The sequence below is a fragment of the Steroidobacter sp. genome, assembly GCF_016790065.1.
GTDB lineage: Bacteria > Pseudomonadota > Gammaproteobacteria > Steroidobacterales > Steroidobacteraceae > Steroidobacter.
The window spans coordinates 1-19,778 of sequence record NZ_JAEUPY010000058.1; the positions used below are offsets into that span (position 1 = coordinate 1).

The 19,778-nt window shown below is 61.2% G+C and carries 16 protein-coding genes; 5 read left to right on the top strand and 11 right to left on the bottom strand.

The features are described 5' to 3' along the window. The 3 genes from JNL55_RS02165 to JNL55_RS02175 all read left to right on the top strand — a co-directional run. The coding region (locus JNL55_RS02165; RefSeq protein WP_293848689.1) for a response regulator at positions 1 to 2,881 on the top strand (2,881 nt) is incomplete at its 5' end. Between the two features lie 23 nt (positions 2,882 to 2,904). Next, positions 2,905 to 3,780: a CheR family methyltransferase gene (locus JNL55_RS02170; RefSeq protein ID WP_293848691.1), complete on the top strand. Its 876-nt coding sequence runs from the start codon at positions 2,905 to 2,907 to the stop codon at positions 3,778 to 3,780. A 31-nt stretch (positions 3,781 to 3,811) separates the two neighbouring features. After that, positions 3,812 to 4,990 carry a sensor histidine kinase gene (locus tag JNL55_RS02175; RefSeq protein ID WP_293848693.1) on the top strand — a complete coding sequence of 393 codons (1,179 nt, stop codon included), beginning with the start codon at positions 3,812 to 3,814 and terminating at the stop codon, positions 4,988 to 4,990. On the opposite strand, the gene JNL55_RS02180 is transcribed toward JNL55_RS02175, so the two are convergent. The 11 genes from JNL55_RS02180 to hemN form a co-directional block, all read right to left on the bottom strand. Further along, a complete protein-coding gene (locus JNL55_RS02180) occupies positions 4,957 to 7,446 on the bottom strand; it encodes a PAS domain-containing hybrid sensor histidine kinase/response regulator (protein ID WP_293848695.1) in 2,490 nt (829 codons plus the stop codon). The genes JNL55_RS02175 and JNL55_RS02180 overlap by 34 nt on opposite strands. A gap of 175 nt (positions 7,447 to 7,621) precedes the next feature. After that, complete coding sequence (locus tag JNL55_RS02185) at positions 7,622 to 8,335, bottom strand: sulfite exporter TauE/SafE family protein (RefSeq protein WP_293848697.1); 714 nt, start codon at positions 8,333 to 8,335, stop codon at positions 7,622 to 7,624. Continuing rightward, on the bottom strand, positions 8,328 to 8,495 hold the full coding sequence (ccoS, locus tag JNL55_RS02190) for a cbb3-type cytochrome oxidase assembly protein CcoS (protein ID WP_293848699.1): 168 nt from the start codon (positions 8,493 to 8,495) through the stop codon (positions 8,328 to 8,330). Before ccoS ends, JNL55_RS02185 begins: the two co-directional genes overlap by 8 nt. Then, positions 8,492 to 10,957, bottom strand: coding sequence for a heavy metal translocating P-type ATPase (locus JNL55_RS02195; protein ID WP_293848701.1), 2,466 nt, complete (start codon positions 10,955 to 10,957; stop codon positions 8,492 to 8,494). The genes ccoS and JNL55_RS02195 overlap by 4 nt, the downstream gene beginning before the upstream one ends. Further along, the gene (gene ccoG, locus JNL55_RS02200) at positions 10,954 to 12,348 is read right to left on the bottom strand and encodes a cytochrome c oxidase accessory protein CcoG (RefSeq protein WP_293848703.1); all 1,395 of its coding nucleotides are present in this window, start codon (positions 12,346 to 12,348) and stop codon (positions 10,954 to 10,956) included. Before ccoG ends, JNL55_RS02195 begins: the two co-directional genes overlap by 4 nt. Further along, a complete protein-coding gene (locus JNL55_RS02205; protein WP_293848705.1) occupies positions 12,348 to 12,671 on the bottom strand; it encodes a hypothetical protein in 324 nt (107 codons plus the stop codon). The genes ccoG and JNL55_RS02205 overlap by 1 nt, the downstream gene beginning before the upstream one ends. After that, the gene (gene ccoP / locus JNL55_RS02210) at positions 12,658 to 13,581 is read right to left on the bottom strand and encodes a cytochrome-c oxidase, cbb3-type subunit III (protein WP_293848707.1); all 924 of its coding nucleotides are present in this window, start codon (positions 13,579 to 13,581) and stop codon (positions 12,658 to 12,660) included. The genes JNL55_RS02205 and ccoP overlap by 14 nt, the downstream gene beginning before the upstream one ends. Next, positions 13,578 to 13,751, bottom strand: a complete 174-nt coding sequence (locus tag JNL55_RS02215) for a cbb3-type cytochrome oxidase subunit 3 (RefSeq protein WP_293848709.1) — start codon at positions 13,749 to 13,751, stop codon at positions 13,578 to 13,580. The genes ccoP and JNL55_RS02215 overlap by 4 nt, the downstream gene beginning before the upstream one ends. Beyond that, complete coding sequence (ccoO, locus tag JNL55_RS02220) at positions 13,748 to 14,383, bottom strand: cytochrome-c oxidase, cbb3-type subunit II (RefSeq protein WP_293848711.1); 636 nt, start codon at positions 14,381 to 14,383, stop codon at positions 13,748 to 13,750. Before ccoO ends, JNL55_RS02215 begins: the two co-directional genes overlap by 4 nt. Positions 14,384 to 14,394: 11 nt before the next feature. Next, the gene (ccoN, locus tag JNL55_RS02225; protein ID WP_293848713.1) at positions 14,395 to 15,876 is read right to left on the bottom strand and encodes a cytochrome-c oxidase, cbb3-type subunit I; all 1,482 of its coding nucleotides are present in this window, start codon (positions 15,874 to 15,876) and stop codon (positions 14,395 to 14,397) included. A gap of 247 nt (positions 15,877 to 16,123) precedes the next feature. Next, positions 16,124 to 17,509, bottom strand: a complete 1,386-nt coding sequence (hemN, locus tag JNL55_RS02230; protein ID WP_415922984.1) for an oxygen-independent coproporphyrinogen III oxidase — start codon at positions 17,507 to 17,509, stop codon at positions 16,124 to 16,126. Positions 17,510 to 17,717: 208 nt separating this feature from the next. Between hemN and JNL55_RS02235 the strand changes: the two genes are divergently transcribed. Then, a complete protein-coding gene (locus JNL55_RS02235; RefSeq protein ID WP_293848717.1) occupies positions 17,718 to 19,013 on the top strand; it encodes an SAM-dependent methyltransferase in 1,296 nt (431 codons plus the stop codon). Continuing rightward, the coding region (locus JNL55_RS02240) for an NAD(P)/FAD-dependent oxidoreductase (RefSeq protein WP_293848719.1) at positions 19,010 to 19,778 on the top strand (769 nt) is incomplete at its 3' end. The genes JNL55_RS02235 and JNL55_RS02240, both read left to right, overlap by 4 nt.

A 19,778-nucleotide genomic window follows, 5' to 3' on the forward strand; every position in this document is an offset into this window, starting at 1 on the left:
GATTTCGCGAGACGATGAATTGGGGCAACTCGCTGTGGCGTTCAACCACATGGCCGGCCAAATCTCGGCACGCGAACTGGCGTTGTCCGAACAGGACTGGCTGAACAGCAGCCTGGCGCGCTTGTCGCGCTTGCTGGAAGGTGCCCGCGATCCGTCCAAACTCGGTGCCAAGATTCTGGGCGAGCTGGCGGTCTTGGTCGGTGCCAGACAATCCCTGATTTACGTGCCCACCAGCGATGGCTCGGACGTGCTGGAGTTGCAGGCCAGTTATGCCAGCGACGAACCGCCGCAACGTATCGTGCGCGGTCAGGGCTTGATCGGTCAGTGCTATCGCGACGCCAACGGCGTGGTGTTGGACAAAGTGCCCGAAGACTATCTGCGCATCGGCTCGGCGCTGGGCGAGGCCTCCGCCGCGCAAGTGGTGGTGATGCCGGCGTTGTTCGAGGGCAAGGTCAAGGCCGTGCTGGAACTGGCAACGCTGAGCTCCTTTTCGTCGGTGCAGCTGACTTTGCTTCGGCGTTTCAGCGACAGCTTCGGCACGGTGTTGCAAGCCATTCAGGCAGCGCGCAAGACCGAGGAGTTGCTCGAGGAAGCAACCGCCATGTCGGAGAAGCTGCGCGACCAGCAGGCCGAACTCCAGCAAGCCAACCTGGAGATGGAGCAGGTCAACGAGGAGCTGCAGCAGAGCAACGTGGAGATGGAGGAAAAAGCCACGGTGCTGGAAGAGCAGCGCGAGGCTTTGGAACTCGCCAACAAGGAAGTAGAGCTGGCTCGCGGCGCCTTGGAAGAGAAGATGCAGCAGCTGGCGTTGAGCTCCAAATACAAATCCGAGTTCCTGGCCAACATGTCGCATGAGCTGCGCACGCCGCTCAACAGTTTGCTGATCCTGTCCAAGATCCTGGCGGAGAACAACGAAGGCACGCTCACGCCCAAGCAGGTCGAGCGCGCCAGCACCATTCATGGCGCCGGCAACGATCTGCTCGAGTTGATCAACGACATTCTGGATCTGGCCAAGATCGAGTCGGGCACAGTGACCGCCGACACCGCACACCTGCGCGTCAGCGACATCACTCAACAGATGCAGCAGGCGTTCAATCATGTCGCCGAGAATGCGCATCTGAAGTTCGACGTGCAGGTCGCGCCGGACGTGCCGGCCAGCCTGGTGACCGACGGCCGGCGCTTGCAACAGATCCTGCGCAATCTGTTGTCCAACGCCTTCAAGTTCACGTCCAAGGGCGGTGTCACGCTCAAGATCGAGCGGGTCACTTCGGGCTGGGGCGGCAACTTGCCGACCTTGGATGAAGCGAATGCCGTCGTGGTGTTTCGTGTCATCGATACCGGTATCGGTGTGCCGGAAGATCGGCGCGAGGTGGTGTTCGAAGCCTTCCGGCAGGCAGACGCGGGTACTGCACGTCGCTATGGCGGCACCGGTCTGGGGCTGTCCATCAGCCGCGAATTGAGTCGCTTGTTGCAAGGTGCGTTGACGCTGGAAAGCAAAACCGGCGTTGGCAGCACCTTCTCGTTGTACTTGCCGGTGACCATGAGCGCAGCGGCTGCTGCTCCGGTCGCCAAGATGCCCGAGCCGTCGCCGATGTTTCGTACTCCGGCCCGCGTGGTGGAGGAACCGAAAGCTGTCGAACTCGATTCGTTCGACGATCCGGTCGAAGAAGTCGACGACGACCGCTCCAAGCTGGCGCCGGGCGATCGCATCCTGTTGGTGATCGAAGACGACCGGAGCTTCTCCGCGGTGGTCGCCGACTTCGCGCGCGAACGCGGCTTCAAAGTCATCATCGAACGCTCGGCCCAGGAAGCGATTCGGGCCACGCGACGTTTCAAGCCGAGCGCCATCACGCTGGATCTGTTGTTGAAGGACAGTAACGGCTGGGCGGTGCTGGATCGTTTGAAACACGACCCGGAGCTGCGCCATTTGCCGGTGCACGTGATCTCCGTGGACGATCAGCGCGAACGAGCGCTGATGCAAGGCGCGTTGTCGTTCCTGCACAAGCCGGTGACGCGCGAAATGCTCGATAGCGTGCTCGGTGAAACGCTGGCGCTGCTCGACGATCCCACGCGACGGTTGTTGATCGTCGAAGATGATCAGCGGCAGCGTCAGGCGGTTTGCGATCTGTTCAGTGCCACCGATGTGGACATCGTGGCGGTGGGCACGGCCAACGAAGCTTTGCAGGCGCTCAGCGACGGCCGCTTCCATTGCATGATCGCGGATCTGATGCTGCCCGACATGAGCGGTGCCGACATGATCGCCACCATGCAGCGTCGTCACGGCAAGAGTTCGCCGCCGGTGGTCATCTACACCGGCAAGCCGCTGTCGCGGACGGAAGAGACTGAGCTGCGAGCGGTGTCCGAAGCCATCATCATCAAGGACGCCAGCTCGCCGGAGCGCTTACTGGACGAGACAGCGTTGCTGCTGCATTACGCGCCATCGCGCATGCCCGAGTCGCGCCGCCAGTTGCTCGAGCGGGCGCGCAAGGAAGATCCGATGCTGCGTGGACGCAGTGTCTTGGTGGTCGATGACGACGTGCGCAACATCTTCGCCATCACCGCCGGTCTGGAAAGTCATCACATGCGAGTGCGTTACGCAGAGAGCGGCCCGGCCGCCATCGAGATTCTGCAATCGCCTGAACAGTTCGACGTGGTGTTGATGGATGTGATGATGCCCGAGATGGACGGCTTCGAAGCCATCCGGCGCATCCGCAAGTTCGAACGGCACGCCAACCTGCCCATCATCGTGCTCACCGCCAAGGCCATGGCGCGTGCGCGCGAAGAATGTTTGAAATCCGGCGCGTCGGATTATCTAGCCAAGCCAGTGGATCTGGATCAGCTGCGCTCCATGTTACGAGTGTGGCTGTACAAGCAACGTTAGCAAGCGCAGCTCTAGGTTCGGTCATGACGACACCCGGCGAGCAAGCACATCGAGCCCGCGTTGCTGCCGGGGACGAAACCGGCACAGGCAGTGCTGCGCCTGAATTTCATATGTTTTTGGAACGCTTGTTCGATTTGACCGGCGTCGACCTGAGCGGTTACAGCCGGCGCGCCCTGCACCGGCGGCTGCGCAGCCTGATTAAAGGCGAAGGCATGTCGGGCCTGCCCGAGCTGAACGAACGGATGCGCGAGGACCCGCGCTTTCTGGCCAGCCTGGTCGACCGGGTCATGCTCCGGGTCACCACCATGTTTCGCGACCCGGTGTTCTTTCGCACCTTTCGTCAGCGTGTAGTGCCGCTGTTACGAACGTATCCGTACCCGCGGCTGTGGGTGGCTGGTTGTTCGACCGGGCAGGAAGCGTACTCGCTGGCCATTCTGTTACGCGAGGAAGGCCTGTACGACCGTTGCCGCATCTACGCGACGGATATCAACGAGGCTGTGTTGGAACAGGCACGTAGTGGTTTGTTGCCGTTGGCGTCGCTCGACGAATACGAAGAGAACTATCGCGCGGCCGGCGGCATTCGCCAGTTGGCGGACTACTACACCCGCGGCGAAACCTGGGCAGTGCTGGATCCCGCTGTGATGGATCGGATCGCGGTGTTTCGTCACGACCTGGCGCGCGATGCCTCGTTCAACGAATTTCATGTGATTTTTTGCCGCAACGTAATGATGTATTTCGACGAACCCTTGCGCTACCGAGTGCATGAATTGTTTCGTGAAAGCTTGGTGCGGTTCGGTTATCTCGGCTTGGGACAGAGCGAAACGTTGCATCTGTCCCGGCATGAGGCGCATTACGAATTGCTGTCGCTGCGCCAGCGCCTGTATCGCAAGGTGTGCTGAGCGGCGCGCAGAGTATTGGAGGACGTCGGTAATGGTGAAAGCAATCAATAAATCAAACATTCTGCTGGTCGATGACGAGCAGGCCAATCTGGACGCCTTGGAAGCCGTGCTGGAAGGGCTCGGCCAGAACTTGATCACGGCCACGCGCGGCGAGCAGGCGCTCAAGTGTGTGCTGGAGTACGACTTCGCGGTGATTCTGCTCGACGTGCAGATGCCAGGCATGAGCGGCATCGAGACGGCGGCATTGATTCGTGCTCGCGAGCGCTCGCGTGCCACACCGATCATCTTTCTCACCGGTATGATGCGTACCGCCGAGATGGTGTTCAGCGGCTACAACGCCGGCGCGGTGGATTATTTGATGAAGCCGCTGGAGCCCGAAGTATTGCGCGCCAAAGTCGCAATCTTCGTCGAGCTGCATCAGGCGCGCTTCGAACTCGAGCAGGAAATCAGCGAGCGCGTGCGTATCGCCGAGCAAGTGAGCGAGCTCAACATCGCGCTGCGTGGTAAGAACGACGATCTGCTGGCTGCCAACGCCGACCTGGAATCGTTCTGTCACTCGGTGTCGCACGACTTGCGCATGCCGCTGCGTCACATTCATTCGTATGTGTCCATGCTGGATGCGTCGGCCGGCGCCAAGCTGAATCCCGAAGAACGGCGGCACGTGCAGACGGTGCAGAAGGCGGCGCTACGCATGACCCGGTTGATCGACGATCTGCTGGCGTTCTCGCGCATCGGCCGCGCCGCCATGCATCGCCAGCGCATCCATATGGACGAGTTGATCAACGAGACCTTCCAGGAGCTGGGCCCGGAGCTGAGCGACCGTCGCATCGATTGGGAGCGGCACGCCATTCCCGACACCATGGGCGATCCGCAGTTGATGAAACAGGTGTGGGTGAATCTGCTGGCCAACGCGGTGAAGTACACCCGGCCGCGCGATCCCGCCAAGATCGAAATCGGCGCCGACGTGGCCGACAACGAAATCGTTTACTACGTGAAGGACAACGGCGTCGGCTTCAACATGCAATACGCCGATCGCTTGTTCGGCGTGTTCCAGCGCTTACATGCGGAAAAGGATTTCGAAGGCACCGGCGTCGGCTTGGCGAACGTGCGCCGTATCGTGCAACGGCATGGCGGCCGGACCTGGGCGGAAGGTGCCGAAGGCCACGGCGCGACGGTTTATTTCTCGCTGCCCATTGCCGGTACCGCCTGAGGCCGCACCCAGCGCTGCAGCGTGCGTTCGAAATCGGCAGCGGTGTAAGGCTTGGGAATGTAATCGTCCATGCCCGCATCCAGACAGCGCTGACGATCCTGGCTCATGGCATTGGCAGTGAGCGCGACGATCGGCGTATGCCGCTTGGTTTCGCGCTCACGGTCGCGAAGCACGCGCGTTGCTTCGAAGCCGTCCATCTCCGGCATCTGGCAGTCCATGAAAATCAGATCGTAGGTCTGTTCGGCGGTCCGCTCGCAGGCGATCAGGCCGTTCTCGGCAATGTCCACGTCGCAGCCGAGCTTGGTCAGCAGGCGAGTGGCGAGCATCCGATTGACGGCGTGGTCTTCGACGATCAATACGCGAGGTGCTGGTGCGTTGGCTGGCCGATCCTGCAGCGGTTCGCCCGGCGGGGTCAGCACCAGCACTCGATTGGTGGCCGTCGTATCGGTGCGTGGCGCGGCCGTAGGCAGCGTGAACCAGAACGTCGAGCCCGACCCCGGGCGACTGTGGGCACCGATCTGGCCGCCCATCAACTCGACCAATTGTTTGGAAATCGCCAGGCCCAGCCCGGTGCCGCCGTACTTGCGCGTGGTGGACGAGTCCGCCTGCGTGAACTTGGTGAACAACCGAGGTAGTTGTTCGGACGTGATGCCGATGCCGGTATCTTCGACTTCTATGCGGACCATGCCTTCGGTTTCTGCCGAAGCACGCACGGTGACGCGACCGGAATCAGTGAACTTGACGGCGTTGGACAGCAGATTCACCAACACCTGACGCACGCGACCACCGTCGCCGATGATGGCGGTCGATACTGAAGTGGGCCAATGCACGTCGAGCTCCAGCTGTTTCTCGGCGGCACGCGGGCGCAACAGTGTCAGTGCGTCGTGGGCTATCTTCTTGGCATCCACTCGTGCGTGTTCGACGACCACGCGACCGGCTTCGATGCGGGAGAAATCCAGGATGTCGTCGATGATGGTCATCAGCGAGCGGCCCGAATCGCGAATGGTGCTGGCCATGGCCTGCTGTTCGGGATCCAACGGCGTTTGTAACAACAGGTCGGTGAAGCCGATGACGCCGTTCATGGGCGTGCGGATTTCGTGACTCATGGTCGCCAGGAATTCGCTCTTGGCTTTGCTGGCTTGCTCGGCGGCGTTACGCGCGTTGATCAGTTCGCCTTCGGCGAGCTTGAACGGCGTGATGTCCTGATAGGTGCCCAGCACGCCCCACACTTCGCCGCGCGCATCGATGAGCGGCACTTTGCTGGTCGTGCGCCATTCGATGCGATCGCCGCGCATCAGCTGTTGGACGAAGCTCAACACCGGCTGACGGCTTTCCATGATGTGCCGGTCTTGCGAAGAGTCCGGCGTCGGGCCGACCCAAGTCACTTCGCTGTCGGTCTTGCCGATGATGTCTTCGACGCCGGTATCGATCTTGAAATTACGATTCACGCCCAGGAAGCGGCCGTCGCGGTCCTTCCAGAACACTCGCTGCGGCAATAGGTCGATCACGGTCTTGAGCAGCGCTTCGGACTGTTCGGCCAAGCGCGTGGCGTGTTTGAGTTCGGTGACTTCGATGGCGGTGCCGGAGATGCGCAGCGCCAGGCCGTTCTGATCGCGCTTGTTGACCGAGCCGCGGAACAACAGCGATACCCAATGACCGGCGCGGTGGCGCATGCGCGCTTCGCTTTGGAAGAACGGCGTCTCGCCCTGACAATGACGTTCGATCTGCTGCAAGGTGTAAGCGAGATCGTCCGTATGCATGGCGCGATTCCAACCGTCGCGCGGAATCTTGGCTGCTTCCTCCTGGGTGTAGCCCAGCATCTGGCCCCAATTGCGGTCGAAGTCCACGGTGTCTTGCACCAGGTCCCAATCCCACAAACAGACGCCGGAGCTTTCGATGGCCAGCGCGTGTCGTTCGCGCAAGCGCGCCAATGTTTCTTCGGTGCCTTTGCGCGTGGTGATGTCGACACACACCGAGGTGTAGCGAGTGACGCGGTGGGAACTGTCCATGACCGGAATGATGGTCATGTCCAGCCAGAACAGATTGCCGCTCTTGGCGCGGTTACAAATCTCACCTCGCCACGACTGACCGGTGGCGATGGTGCGATACATGTCCATGAAGAACTTCCGGGGATGCACTCCGGAATTGATGGTGCTGTGATTGCGGCCGAGCAGCTCTTCGCGTGTGTAGCCACTGATGCGACAGAACAGCTCGTTGACGTGAGTGATGCGGCCGCTGCCGTCGGTGCTGGACACGATGCTGCAGCTGTTGAGCACGTCGAGCTGGGACTCGAGCTCGGCAGCACGGTGCCGCAGGGGGGCGACGAACGGATGGGCCAGCAGCGCGCACAGGCGCAGCAGCGGGCGAAGCCAGGCCGCCTTCAGGGCCGGGCCCTTGGGCTGCGACGGCGACCGTTCGCCGGACGGGTTTGCGCCTATGGAGGCAGAGAGTGGCATGGGTGAACTATCGGCTAGAGCGCGGTCGTGTACACGTGCCGCTGTCACATCGATTCCCTATGAATGACCGATCCCAGCACGGATTAGGCAATAGCCTGACACCAGGCCGAGGGTCCCGCAGCCGGCTCGGGTCGTCAGTACGCAGTGACACCTACCCGCGCCCCGCCCAGCTGGCTCAGTGATGGTGCATGGGGGCGCCGGTTGGTAGCGATACCCAGATCATCCAGGCACCGAAGACCAGCAGCAGCAAGCCGCTGGCGAAGCGGGGCCAGCGTTGCTTGATCAATCTCTGCACCTGGGAGGCAAGCACGCTGCTGGTCAGCATCGAGGGCAGGGTGCCGAGCCCGAACGCGAGCAGGATGGCGGCGCCGCTCGACGCATGACCGCTGAGCGCTGCGAACAACAGCATCGAATACACCAAGCCGCAGGGCAACCAGCCCCACAGGAAACCGAGCGCCACTCCATGCGCGGGGCCGGTGAGTTTGCTGGTGCCGAGGGTGAGCGGTTGCAGACGACGCCAGAACTTGGCACCCAAGGCTTCCAACCAACGCAACGGATTCCAGGGTGACAGCATGCGCAAGGCGATCAACAACAGCAGCACGCCGCTGGCGATGCGCAGTGTCGTGCCGATGCGTGCCAGATCGAGCACCGCTTGCAGACTGGCGCCGATCACGCCGCAGATCGCACCGGCCAGTGCGTAGCCGCTCAAGCGTCCAACGTGATACGACGCTGCGTTGCTGAAAGCAGAACTTGCGCTGGAGGCGGTCGCGCGAGCGCGCATGCCGAGCGCTCCGGCCAAACCGCCGCACATGGCGAAACAATGAGCGCTACCGGCGATACCAGCGACGAATGCCGCAGACAAACTGATTGCGTCGGCAGTGCTAGCCATCGCTGCTCGGCAGTTCCACTGGCGTTTCTTCGCGCAACGCGTCCCAGCCTGGAGATTCCAGATCGTCGAACTGGCCTGTATTCACGGCCCAGAAGAATCCCCAGCCGGCGAATATCACCAACGCCAGGCTCAACGGGATCAGCACCAAAAGAATGCTCATGCCGCGGTCTCCTGCAAGTGAGCCGATGTTAGCGTGCTCGACGCTGCCTTCGTTCGCGGCGCGCGAGGTAGTAAGCGAGTGGAGTTCAACACCACTGCGACCGAGCTGATGGACATGCCCAATGCTGCGAGCCACGGCGGAATGAAGCCTAACGCTGCTAACGGAATCGAGCCGAGGTTGTAGAGCGCGGCCCACAGCAAATTCTGCTTCGCGATGCGTAGCGTGTGTCGAGCGAGCTTCACGGCTTCTGGCAACGCTGCGAGATTGTCGCTGACCAATACCAACCCAGCGCTGGCATGAGCGAGTGCCGCGCCACGACCCATCGCGATAGAAACATCTGCTGCTCCGAGCACCGGCGCGTCGTTGACGCCGTCGCCAATGACGGCGACGCGCTTGCCTTCTTTCTGCAAGGCCAACACGTGCGCCAGCTTTTGTTGAGCGGAATGGCGAGCGAAGTGCTCATCGATGCCGCACTGATGGGCTACCGACGCCACCGCCGAGTGATTGTCGCCACTCAGGATTTGCGACTCGATCTGCAGCGACCGCAATTCACTCACGGTCTCGGCCGCCGCAGGTCGCAGCGAGTCGGTCAGTTCGAACCAGGCCAGCGCCTGGCGTTCGTCGCCCAGCATGATGACGGTGCCAGTCAACCCGACATGCGAGGTAGCGGCGTGCACTTCGTGACGCAGTTCGGCCACGAAGTCCGGACTGCCGATACGGTAGGTGCGGCCATTGATCGTTCCTTGCACGCCGCGCCCTGCAACAGTCGTCATTGCTTCGACCGTGCCGCTGCTGTGGAAGGGCGTGAAGGCTCTAGCCAGCGGATGTTCGGATGCATGTTCCAGCAACGCGGCGATCTGCAAGCAATGGGCCTCGCTGGTGCCGGACAGCGAAATGCATGTGGAGACGTGCAGCTCGCCCCGGGTGAGGGTGCCGGTCTTGTCGAAAACGATGTGATCGACTTTGGCCAGGCTTTCGAGCGCATCGGGATCGGTCAGCAGAATTCCTTGTCGGCCCAGGCTCGCAGTCGCCGCGGCCAGTGCAGCCGGCATCGCGATAGCGAACGCGCAAGGGCAGGCCACGACGAGCACGGCCAGCGTGGCGGCAAAGGCGCGCGACGGATCTATGGCCATCCAGGCCGCGCAGGTGACAGCGGCACCGAGCAGAACGTAGTGCAGGAATTTTCCGGCGGCGGCATCGGCGTTACGTGCCAAGGCCGGCTTGTATGTCTGTGCCCGTTGCATCAGCGAGACGATGTGAGATAGCGCCGTATCGCCGCCTAACGCGGTGACTGTGATGGTGATTGGACCGTCGACGTTGATGGTGCCAGCGACCACGCGTTCACCGACCAGGCGATGCACCGGCAGCGACTCGCCCGTCAGCAGGGCTTCATCGAGATGCGCTTCGCCGTTCAGCAACTCGCCGTCTGCCGGCAGCACTTCGCCTCGACGCACTTGGATCTTGTCGCCGATGCGCAGTGAAGTCACTGGCACGTCCTCAACGCCGTCCGCACCGACGCGATGGGCGATGGACGGCAGCTGCCTGGCGAGCGCGTCAGTGACGCCGGCAGTGTGCTGACGCACGCTCATTTGGACGAAACGTCCGAGCGTGAGGAAGAAGATAAACATGGTCACGGAGTCGAAATAGACTTCGCCGCCAGCATTGCCGAATGTGTTCCAGACGCTGGCCGCATACGCGAGGAGCAACGCTGCGCTCACCGGCACATCCATGCCGATGGAGCGGCTGCTCAGACTGCGCCATGCGCTGAGCAGGATGGGCGCGCCGGCATAGAACATCACAGGAGTAGCGACCAGCAGGCTGACGATGCGGAAGTAGTTCAGCAACCCCGGTTCCATGATTTCGTGAGCCAGCTCGGCGGAGTACACCGCGACCGCGAACATCATGACCTGCATCATGCCGAAGCCCGCGACCGCCAGGCGTTTCAGGCTGTCGCGCCGTTCTTGTCGCAAGGCCCGAGTCACGGTCTCGTCCGTTACCGGATGCGGCACATAACCGAGCTGCGCGATGGTGCGCATGATGTCGGAGAGATCGAGTTTCGCGCCGTCCCAAGTGACGCTGGCTCGACCGGTCGCTGCATTCACGCTGGCATCCGTCACGCCGGCGTTTCGCCGCAGAACCTGATCGATCAGCCAACTACATGCTGAGCAACGCAGGCCTTCAACCAATAAGGTGACCGAGTTCTGTCCGCCGGCTGTGCGGACGAACTGCGAGGCAAACTGAGGATCGGCATAGACGCGCCACTTGTCGCTGGCTTGACCGTCGTCATTAGGTCGCACCGAGTTGCCGTCGCGATAGCGATAGAAGTCGCTGAGGCCAGTACCGGCGATGAGTTCGGCCACGGCCTGACAACCCGTGCAGCACACCGGCTGATCGCGTTGTTCGATGCGAGCGATCAGAGTCGATCCGCGTAAAGGTTCGCCGCAGTGGAAGCAGGCGCTCATGGCGACACTGGCGCGATGAAGCGGGCCTTGGAATGCGCTTCGATGAGGCCGTCGTCGGAACTCACCACGATCTGGATGTCGCGTCCACCGCTGATCGCGCTGCTCGGCGCACGGATACGCACTGCTGTGCTCACTACTTCGCCGGCGCCAACCTTTTGCAGCTCGCGGTCGGTGTCGACGGAGACGCCGTCGATGCCTCGAGCTTCGATCCGCAAAGCGTGCTCGCGCGTGTCTTTATTGATGAACCGCAGCGTGTACACGTTCTCGATCAGGTCGCCGTCGATACGACGATACAAAGCATTCCGGTCGCGAAGCACGTCGACTTCGACCAGGTGTCGATTCGCCACCGCCACGCCGAAGCCAATGATCAGCGCTAACAACACCGAGCCATAAATGATGATGCGCGGGCGGAACACACGAGTGGGGCTCTGATCCAGCGCGTTCTGAGTCGTGTAGCGAACCAGTCCTCGCGGATAGTTCATCTTGTCCATGACACTGTCGCAGGCATCGATGCAGGCGGCGCAGGCGATGCATTCCATCTGCAGGCCTTTACGGATGTCGATACCGGTGGGACAAGCCTGCACGCACAGTTTGCAGTCGATACAGTCGCCGAGGCCTTTGCTCTTAGGGTCGACGTTGCGAGCGCGCGAGCCACGAGGGTCGCCGCGCTTGGTGTCATAGGAAATGACCAAAGTGTCGCGATCGAACATCGCGCCTTGAAAGCGGGCATACGGGCACATGTACTTGCAGACTTGCTCGCGCATGTAGCCGGCGTTGCCGTAGGTAGCGAAGCCGTAGAACAGAATCCAGAACGACTCCCAGCCGCCGAGCATCGTGGTTAGCACCGAATCGGTCAGCACGCGTACCGGTGTGAAGTAACCGACGAAGGTGTAGCCGGTGTAGAGCGCGAACGAAATCCACAGCACTTGCTTGGCGCTCTTGCGCAGCACTTTCTCGACCGACCATGCGCCACTGTCGAGGCGCATGCGCTTTTGCCGATTGCCTTCGGTCCAGCGCTCCATCCAAACGAAAATTTCCGTCCACACGGTTTGCGGACAGGCGAAACCGCACCACAAGCGGCCGGCCAACGCGGTGAAAAAGAACAATGACAGTGCGGCCACGATCAGCAGCCAGGTCAGCAGGAAAAAGTCCTGCGGGAAGAACGTCAGTCCCAGGATATAAAACTTGCGAGCCGGCAGATCGAACAACACGGCTTGGCGACCGTCCCATTGCAGCCACGGTAAGCCATAGAAGAAACCCAGCAGTGCGATGGTGGCGGCAACGCGCAGTCGGTTGAAACGGCCCTCGACCTCGCGCGGGTAAACCTTCTGGTGGGCGATGTACAGGCTGCCGTCGTTAGCGACGGCTGTATCGGGGCGCACGGCGTTCATCAATCGTCGCCAACATCGTTACGGACATCGTTACGCGCCGCCGCCGCCGAGCGAGTCTCGATCAAGTAAGCGGTCAGAAAACTGGCGATGGCCGACATCATCCAGAAAAAGAAAAAGCCGACGGTGTAGCCGGCGCGACGGTCCGCCAGCCACGCCGGCGGCGCGGCATCTTCCACCAGGAGTTGGGGGTCGAAACAAGCAAAAAACAACAAGGTCGCCACACACGCTGCCAGGAACGACGCCCACAGCAGCACTCCCAGATCTTCCCGGAAGTGCGGCCAGAGCGAGGCTTTCGGCGCAGCGGTGGCTTCAGTTCGCGGCATGCATTGCAGGCTCGTTCAAGCTGAGCACGTAAGCGGCCAACAATTTCACTTTGGTGTCGCCGAGCAAATCCTGATGGGCTGGCATCTGATTGTCGCGACCGTTGGTGATGGTGGCGCGCACTGAAGCGAAGTCACCGCCATGCAACCAGACATTGTCAGTGAGGTTCGGCGCGCCGAGCAGCGGATTGCCTTTGGCGTCCGGGCCATGGCAAGCCACACACAGCATGGCGAAGCGTTTTTCGCCGGCCTGCACCCAGTCCGCCGGCGCCTTGCCGCCGCTCAGGCTGACGACATACGAAGCAACTTCGTTCACGCCAGTTTCACCGAGCACGCTGCCCAGTGCGGGCATGATGCCGTGACGGCCTTGCGCAATAGTTTCCAGCAAGCGCTGTTCGTCACCGCCCCACAACCAATCCGAGTCGGTGAGATTGGGGAAGCCTTTGGCGCCACGAGCGTCGGAGCCGTGACAGCCGGCACAGTTGGCGCTGAACAGATTCTTCGCCGTGGCCATCGCGTTGCTGTTGCCGGCTAATTCGCGCAGCGAACGATCCTGCAACGATGCAAGCCGGGATTCGAAGGTGGCGCGTTGGGTCGCGATCTGTTCTTCATACGCGCCCGCCGAACTCCACTCCGACGTGCCGGCGAAATTACCCAGCCCCGGATAAAAGGTCAGATAGCCCGCGCCGAACAGGATGGTGATGATGAACAATCCCAGCCACCAGCGCGGCAGCGGATTGTTGAGTTCTTCCAGATCGCCATCCCAGACATGGCCGGTCTTGCCTGCGCCTTCGTTGCTGGAGTCGCTCGCTGCCACACGCGTGCGTGCGGTCCACCACATCAGCCACAAGCAGGCGACGATGTTGATCGCGGTAAAGACGACGATAAAAACACTGGCGGGCTGGCTGATCATCGCGGCAGGTCCTGGCTAGGGTCTTGATCTTCGAGCGGCAGGCGCGCGATCTGCTCGAAGTCGGCTTGCCGATTCTTGTTCCAGGCCAAGGCCCACAAGGTCATGAACGCCAGGAACAGGATCAGGGTCAGCAGGCCACGCACCAAACCGATGTTCATTTCGATACTCATTTTTGCCCCTTGGCTGAGCTGCTCTCGGAGGCCGGAGCGCCGTAGAACTTCAACCCTTGCATGTACGCGATCAGCGCTTCCATCTCGGTGCGGCCGCTGACGGCAGCGCTGGCCTCGGTGATTTCTTGCGCCGTGTACGGCACGCCGATCTTCTGCAGCGCTTGCATCTTTGCCTGCGTGCCAGCGGGATCGAGCGTGCGTTCGGCGAGCCAGGGGAAGCCCGGCATGTTGGACTCGGGCACCACGTCACGCGGGTTCAACAAGTGGATGCGATGCCATTCGTCGGTGTAGCGGCCGCCGACGCGCGCCAGATCCGGGCCGGTGCGCTTGGAGCCGAATTGAAACGGATGGTCGTACACCGCTTCGCCGGCAATCGAGTAATGGCCGTAGCGTTCGGTCTCGGCCGGCAACGGCCGCACCATCTGCGAGTGGCAGTTGTAACAACCTTCACGCACATACACGTCGCGGCCTTCGAGCGCGAGCGCGGAGTAGGGCTTGATGCCCGGCGACGGTTCGATCACCGAACTCTGCATGTACAGCGGCGCGATCTCGACCAGGCCGCCGACGCTGATCACGACTGCGATCAGTGCGCCCATCACTGCAATCTTCTTTTCGACGATTTCGTGTTTCATGTTCGCATCGCTCAATGACTGGTGGCCGGCGCCATCACGGGGGCATCCACCGGCTGCGTGTCGCGCACCGTGCGCCACACGTTGTAAGCCATGATCAACATGCCGCTCAGGAACATCAGGCCGCCGAGCAGCCGAATGGCGTAGTACGGATAGGTGGCCTTGAGCGACTCGACGAAGGTGTAGGTCAAGGTGCCGTCGCTGTTCAGCGCGCGCCACATCAGGCCTTGCATCACGCCGGCAATCCACATCGAAGTCACATACAACACGATGCCGATGGTGGCGATCCAGAAGTGCGCGTCCATGAGCTTGACGCTGTATATCTGTTGCTTGCCGAACAGCTTGGGAATCATCTGATACATGGCCGCGATGGAAATGAAGGCCACCCAGCCGAGCGCGCCGGCATGCACGTGACCGATGGTCCAATCGGTGTAGTGCGACAGCGCATTCACCGTCTTGATGGACATCAGCGGGCCTTCGAAGGTGGCCATGCCGTAGAACGACAACGACACCACCAGGAATTTCAGGATGGGATCGGTGCGCAGCCGATGCCACACGCCGGACATGGTCATCAGGCCGTTGATCATGCCGCCCCAGGACGGCGCCAACAGAATCAGCGAGAACACCATGCCGAGCGACTGCGCCCAGTCCGGCAGCGAGGTGTAGTGCAGGTGATGCGGGCCGGCCCACATGTAGATGGAGATCAGCGCCCAGAAGTGCACGATGGACAAGCGATACGAATAGATCGGCTTGCCGGCCTGCTTGGGCACCACGTAGTACATCATTCCGAGAAAGCCGGCGGTGAGGAAGAAGCCGACCGCGTTATGGCCGTACCACCACTGCACCATGGCGTCGACTACGCCGGAGTAGATGACGTAGGACTTGGTGGGCGACACCGGAATCGCCAGGTTGTTGACGATGTGCAGGACGGCGATGGTGATGATGTAAGCGGCGAAGAACCAGTTCGCCACGTAGATGTGTTTCACCTTGCGTTGAACGATGGTGCCGAAGAACACCACGGCGTAGGAGACCCACACCACTGCGATCAATAGATCGATGGGCCATTCCAGCTCGGCGTATTCCTTGCTCTGAGTGATGCCCAGCGGCAGCGTGATGGCCGCGAGCACGATCACTGCCTGCCAGCCCCAGAAGGTAAAAGCCGTGAGCCGGTCGGAGAACAAACGCACGTGACAGGTTCGCTGCACGATGTGATACGAGGTAGCGAACAACGCTGAGCCGCCGAACGCAAAGATCACGGCGTTGGTGTGCAGCGGACGCAGGCGGCTGTAGGTGAGCCAAGGAACGTCGAAGTTCAGCGCCGGCCACAACAGCTGCGCGGCGATGACCACGCCGACCGCCATGCCGACGATGCCCCAGACGACCGTCATGATCGCGAACTGACGCACCACCTTGTCGTTGTAGTAAGCGCGCACGTCGGCGTTCGCGCGCGGAGTCGCGGCGACGTCGTCGGTGACAGAAATTGCATTCGCGGACATCGTCAGCCTCGCATCCAGATCTTTTCGGGCACAGCAAAGTTACCGCGCTGCGCTTTTTTTCTAATTACGGAGAGCCCGAGAGAGACTGCGCACCAGCCCTGAGTGCGATGTCTTACTGACCGTGGATTTGTCGACCCGTTCTCGTTTCAATTGCGAGTCAATCGCGACTGACAACGTCGAATGCGAGCATGGGCTTCGCGTGCAGCGAAGGCGCTTCAGGGTTCGCCTGATGCGCCGCTGGATTGCTTCAGATGACTTTGGAGTATTGCGTGCTGGAGGCACGCGGCAGATGGGCGTCGAACACCATCGCAATGTTGCGCAGAAGGCCGCGGCCGGCTTCGGTCACTCGAATGGTGTCGGCGTCGCTCTGGATCAGGCCATCGGCGGCCAACGGCTTTAGCGACGTCAGTTCCGAAGCGAAGTAGCTGTCGAAGTCGAGCGCATAACGCCGCTCGATCTCTCGCATCGACAAGCTGCCCTGACACATCAATCGTTGAATCACTTCCCGGCGCAAGATGTCGTCGACGCTCAGCGCGATACCTCGCTCCACCGGCAGCCTGCCGGCATCGAGCGCCGCGTAGTAGGCCGACAGTTGCTTGCGGTTTTGCGAATAGGAATTGCCTACCGCGCCGATGGCGCTCACGCCCAGGCCGATCAGGTCGCAATCGCCGTGGGTCGAATAGCCCTGGAAATTACGGTGCAGAGTGCCGTCGCGCATGGCTCTGCTCAGATCGTCGCTGGGCAGCGCGAAGTGATCCATGCCGATATAGACATAACCCGCGTCGGTGAGCCGTTCGACGGTGAGCTCCAGCAGCTGCATGCGAGTGTCCGCATCCGGCAACTGCTCGGTGTGAATGGCTCGCTGCGCTTTGAACAGGCGGGGCATGTGAGCGTAGCCATAGGCAGCGATGCGATCCGGTCGCATTTGCACCACGGTATCCAGCGTGGTGCCGAAGCTCGCCGGCGTTTGCAAAGGCAAACCGTAAATGAGATCGAAACTCACCGAGCGATAGCCCAACGTGCGTGCTTGAGACATGCAGCCGGCAATCTGTTCGACACTCTGTTGCCGATTCACGGCGCGCTGTACCTGAGGATCGAAGTCCTGCACGCCCAGGCTCAATCGATTGAAGCCCAGCGCCGCCAGCGACGGCAAGGTGTTCGCCGCCAGCGTGCGCGGATCGATCTCGATAGAAAATTCCCGTTGCTCGCTACGATCGATGCTGAAGTGGCGGCCCAGTTGTTCGAACAGCGCGACTAGTTGCGACGTGCTCAGATACGTCGGTGTGCCGCCGCCGAAGTGCAGCTGGCGCATGTTTCTACGCCGTTCGAACAGAGCGCCTTGCAACTCGATTTCACGATGCAAACGTTGCAGATACTGCTCGGCGTGCGCTGGATTGCGGGTAACGATCTTGTTACAGCCGCAGTAAAAGCAGGGTCGAGCACAAAACGGCACGTGAACATAAATCGACAGCGGCCGCGCGCTGCCGGAATTACTTAGGAGTGCAACTCGGCGGTAGTGTTGCTCGTCAAAGCCAGTATGAAACTGCACCGCTGTCGGGTAGGACGTGTAGCGCGGTCCATGACAGTCATAACGGCGGATCAGGGCGGCGTCGAGTTTCACGGCAAGAGAGATTCACAGCGAACTTGGGTGCCGGACGGGGGCGCCGGTGGGACTCTTTATAGAGCTGCCGGCGGCGGGGCGCGCTCCGGGGCTCCACGCAATCGCTCCGGATTAGTCCCAGGAGGGCCAGGCAGATGCAATGACGGATGCAAAGCCCTTGCATCGACCTTAAAAAATCCCAATATGTAGCTGGTCGACTGCCAGCGGGTGGGTGACAGCCATGCAGACCTCTCGAGAGCGGCCTTTGACGACGTTCCGTGTGGCGGACCAAGCGCCACCCGGCTCTGCGCGGCGGGAGTCTGCCCAGCCTGCGCCAGCGTCGCAGTCGCGTTCCCTGGAAGGCCGCATGCTGCAGGCCTTGTTCCATGCATTCGGCGACCCGCCGGTGGAATTCGCGCTCTGGAATGGCGAGCGCGTGCGCACCGACACCGAGCCGGTGGCCACCATGCACATTCCAGACAGAGCGACGTTGGTGCGGCTGTGTCGGGATCCGGACATGCAGTTCGGCGAGCTGTACAGCGATGGCAAGATCCAGGTGGAAGGCGATCTGGGCCGGCTCATCGAAGTGTTGTATCAAGGCGCCGCCCATCCCGGCCGCAACTCCATCTCGGCGCTGCGCAAGCTGAGCCATTGGCTGCATCGGCGGCCCAACAACTCGCTGCTGGGCTCGCGAGAAAACATTCATCATCATTACGATCTAGGCAACCAGTTCTACTCGCTGTGGTTGGGCGACACCATGGCGTACACCTGCGCGTACTTTCCAACGCCCGAGACCCCGTTGGATCAGGCGCAGCTGGCGAAAATGGAACATGTGTGTCGCAAGGTTCAGCTGCGGCCGGGTCAGCATGTCGTGGAAGCCGGCTGCGGTTGGGGCAGTCTGGCGCTGTACATGGCGCGTCACCATGGTGTGAAAGTCACAGCGTTCAATATCTCGCGCGAGCAGATCGCTTTCGCACGCGAACGTGCCAAGGCCGAAGGGCTGGACCACAGTGTCGAGTTCGTCGAGGACGACTATCGAAACATCCGCGGCTCGTTCGATGCATTCGTCTCGGTCGGCATGCTGGAGCATGTCGGGGTCGAGAACTATCCGGGACTGGGCGAGATCATTCGCAGCTGTCTGCAGCCCGAAGGGCTGGGCTTGATTCATACCATCGGGCGCAATTATTGGAAGCCCATGCATCGCTGGATCGATCGGCGCATTTTCCCGGGGGCCAATCCGCCCTCGCTCAAACAGATGATGGATATTTTCGAGCAGGCCGGCTTCTCGGTGCTGGATGTCGAAAATATCCGCCTGCATTACGCCAAGACGCTCGATTGGTGGTGGCAGCTGTACGAACAGTCGCGCGACAAAGTGGCGAAGATGTTCGACGAGAATTTCGTGCGGATGTGGCGCTTGTATCTGGCAGGTTCGCGTGCCGCGTTCACCACGGGTGAGATGCAGCTGTTCCAAGTGGTGTTTTCAGGCAGCACGAACAACCGCATTCCGATGACCCGCGAACATTTGTACCGCCCATGAGCGCCGATACTTGCGATGTGTTGATCGTTGGCGGCGGCCCGGCCGGTTCCACGTGCGCGCGTGTCCTTAAGAGTGCGGGACTCGATGTGCTCATCATGGACAAGAGCGTGTTTCCTCGCGACAAGGTGTGCGCAGGCTGGATCACACCGCAGGTCGTCGAAGAGTTGGATCTGGATGCCGATGACTACCGGCGCGGCCGAGTACTACAGCCCATCGATGCTTTCATCACTGGCATGGGCGAACGAGCCAATGCCGAAGTGCACTATGGCAACGTGGTGAGTTACGGCATTCGGCGCAGCGAGTTCGATCACTATTTATTGGTACGCAGCGGCGCACGCTTGCGTTTGGGCGAAGCTTGGAAGTCGATGGAACGTCAAGGTGAGCGCTGGTTGGTCAATGGCGAGATCTCGGCGGCGTTGGTGATCGGTGCTGGCGGTCATTTCTGCCCGGTTGTTCGTCATCTTGGCGCGCACTTGGGCAAGGAAGAGCGTGCCATCAGTGCTCAGGAAATCGAGTTTGAGATGAACGAGTCGCAGGCGGCGCAGTGTTCGGTGACTGGCGAGCGGCCTGAGCTTTATTTCTGTGACGATTTGAAAGGTTATGGTTGGTGTTTCCGCAAAGGCAATTATTTGAACGTCGGTCTCGGGCGGGAAGGCAATCATCGGCTCGCCGAGCACGTGCAGACGTTTGCACAGGGGCTGGCAGCGCAGGGACGGATTCCCGCGGATCTGCCGGGCAAGTTCAAAGGCCACGCTTATTTGTTGT

What these genes read in the sequence shown, in the direction of transcription:
- ccoS (WP_293848699.1), bottom strand. Translation starts at nt 8,495, where the DNA reads ATGAGCATTCTTTTGGTGCTGATCCCGTTGAGCCTGGCGTTGGTGATA.
- JNL55_RS02175 (WP_293848693.1), top strand. Translation starts at nt 3,812, where the DNA reads ATGGTGAAAGCAATCAATAAATCAAACATTCTGCTGGTCGATGACGAG.
- JNL55_RS02235 (WP_293848717.1), top strand. Translation starts at nt 17,718, where the DNA reads ATGCAGACCTCTCGAGAGCGGCCTTTGACGACGTTCCGTGTGGCGGAC.
- JNL55_RS02185 (WP_293848697.1), bottom strand. Translation starts at nt 8,335, where the DNA reads ATGGCTAGCACTGCCGACGCAATCAGTTTGTCTGCGGCATTCGTCGCT.
- ccoP (WP_293848707.1), bottom strand. Translation starts at nt 13,581, where the DNA reads ATGATCAGCCAGCCCGCCAGTGTTTTTATCGTCGTCTTTACCGCGATC.
- JNL55_RS02195 (WP_293848701.1), bottom strand. Translation starts at nt 10,957, where the DNA reads ATGAGCGCCTGCTTCCACTGCGGCGAACCTTTACGCGGATCGACTCTG.
- ccoN (WP_293848713.1), bottom strand. Translation starts at nt 15,876, where the DNA reads ATGTCCGCGAATGCAATTTCTGTCACCGACGACGTCGCCGCGACTCCG.
- JNL55_RS02205 (WP_293848705.1), bottom strand. Translation starts at nt 12,671, where the DNA reads ATGCCGCGAACTGAAGCCACCGCTGCGCCGAAAGCCTCGCTCTGGCCG.
- JNL55_RS02180 (WP_293848695.1), bottom strand. Translation starts at nt 7,446, where the DNA reads ATGCCACTCTCTGCCTCCATAGGCGCAAACCCGTCCGGCGAACGGTCG.
- JNL55_RS02170 (WP_293848691.1), top strand. Translation starts at nt 2,905, where the DNA reads ATGACGACACCCGGCGAGCAAGCACATCGAGCCCGCGTTGCTGCCGGG.
- ccoO (WP_293848711.1), bottom strand. Translation starts at nt 14,383, where the DNA reads ATGAAACACGAAATCGTCGAAAAGAAGATTGCAGTGATGGGCGCACTG.
- JNL55_RS02215 (WP_293848709.1), bottom strand. Translation starts at nt 13,751, where the DNA reads ATGAGTATCGAAATGAACATCGGTTTGGTGCGTGGCCTGCTGACCCTG.
- ccoG (WP_293848703.1), bottom strand. Translation starts at nt 12,348, where the DNA reads ATGAACGCCGTGCGCCCCGATACAGCCGTCGCTAACGACGGCAGCCTG.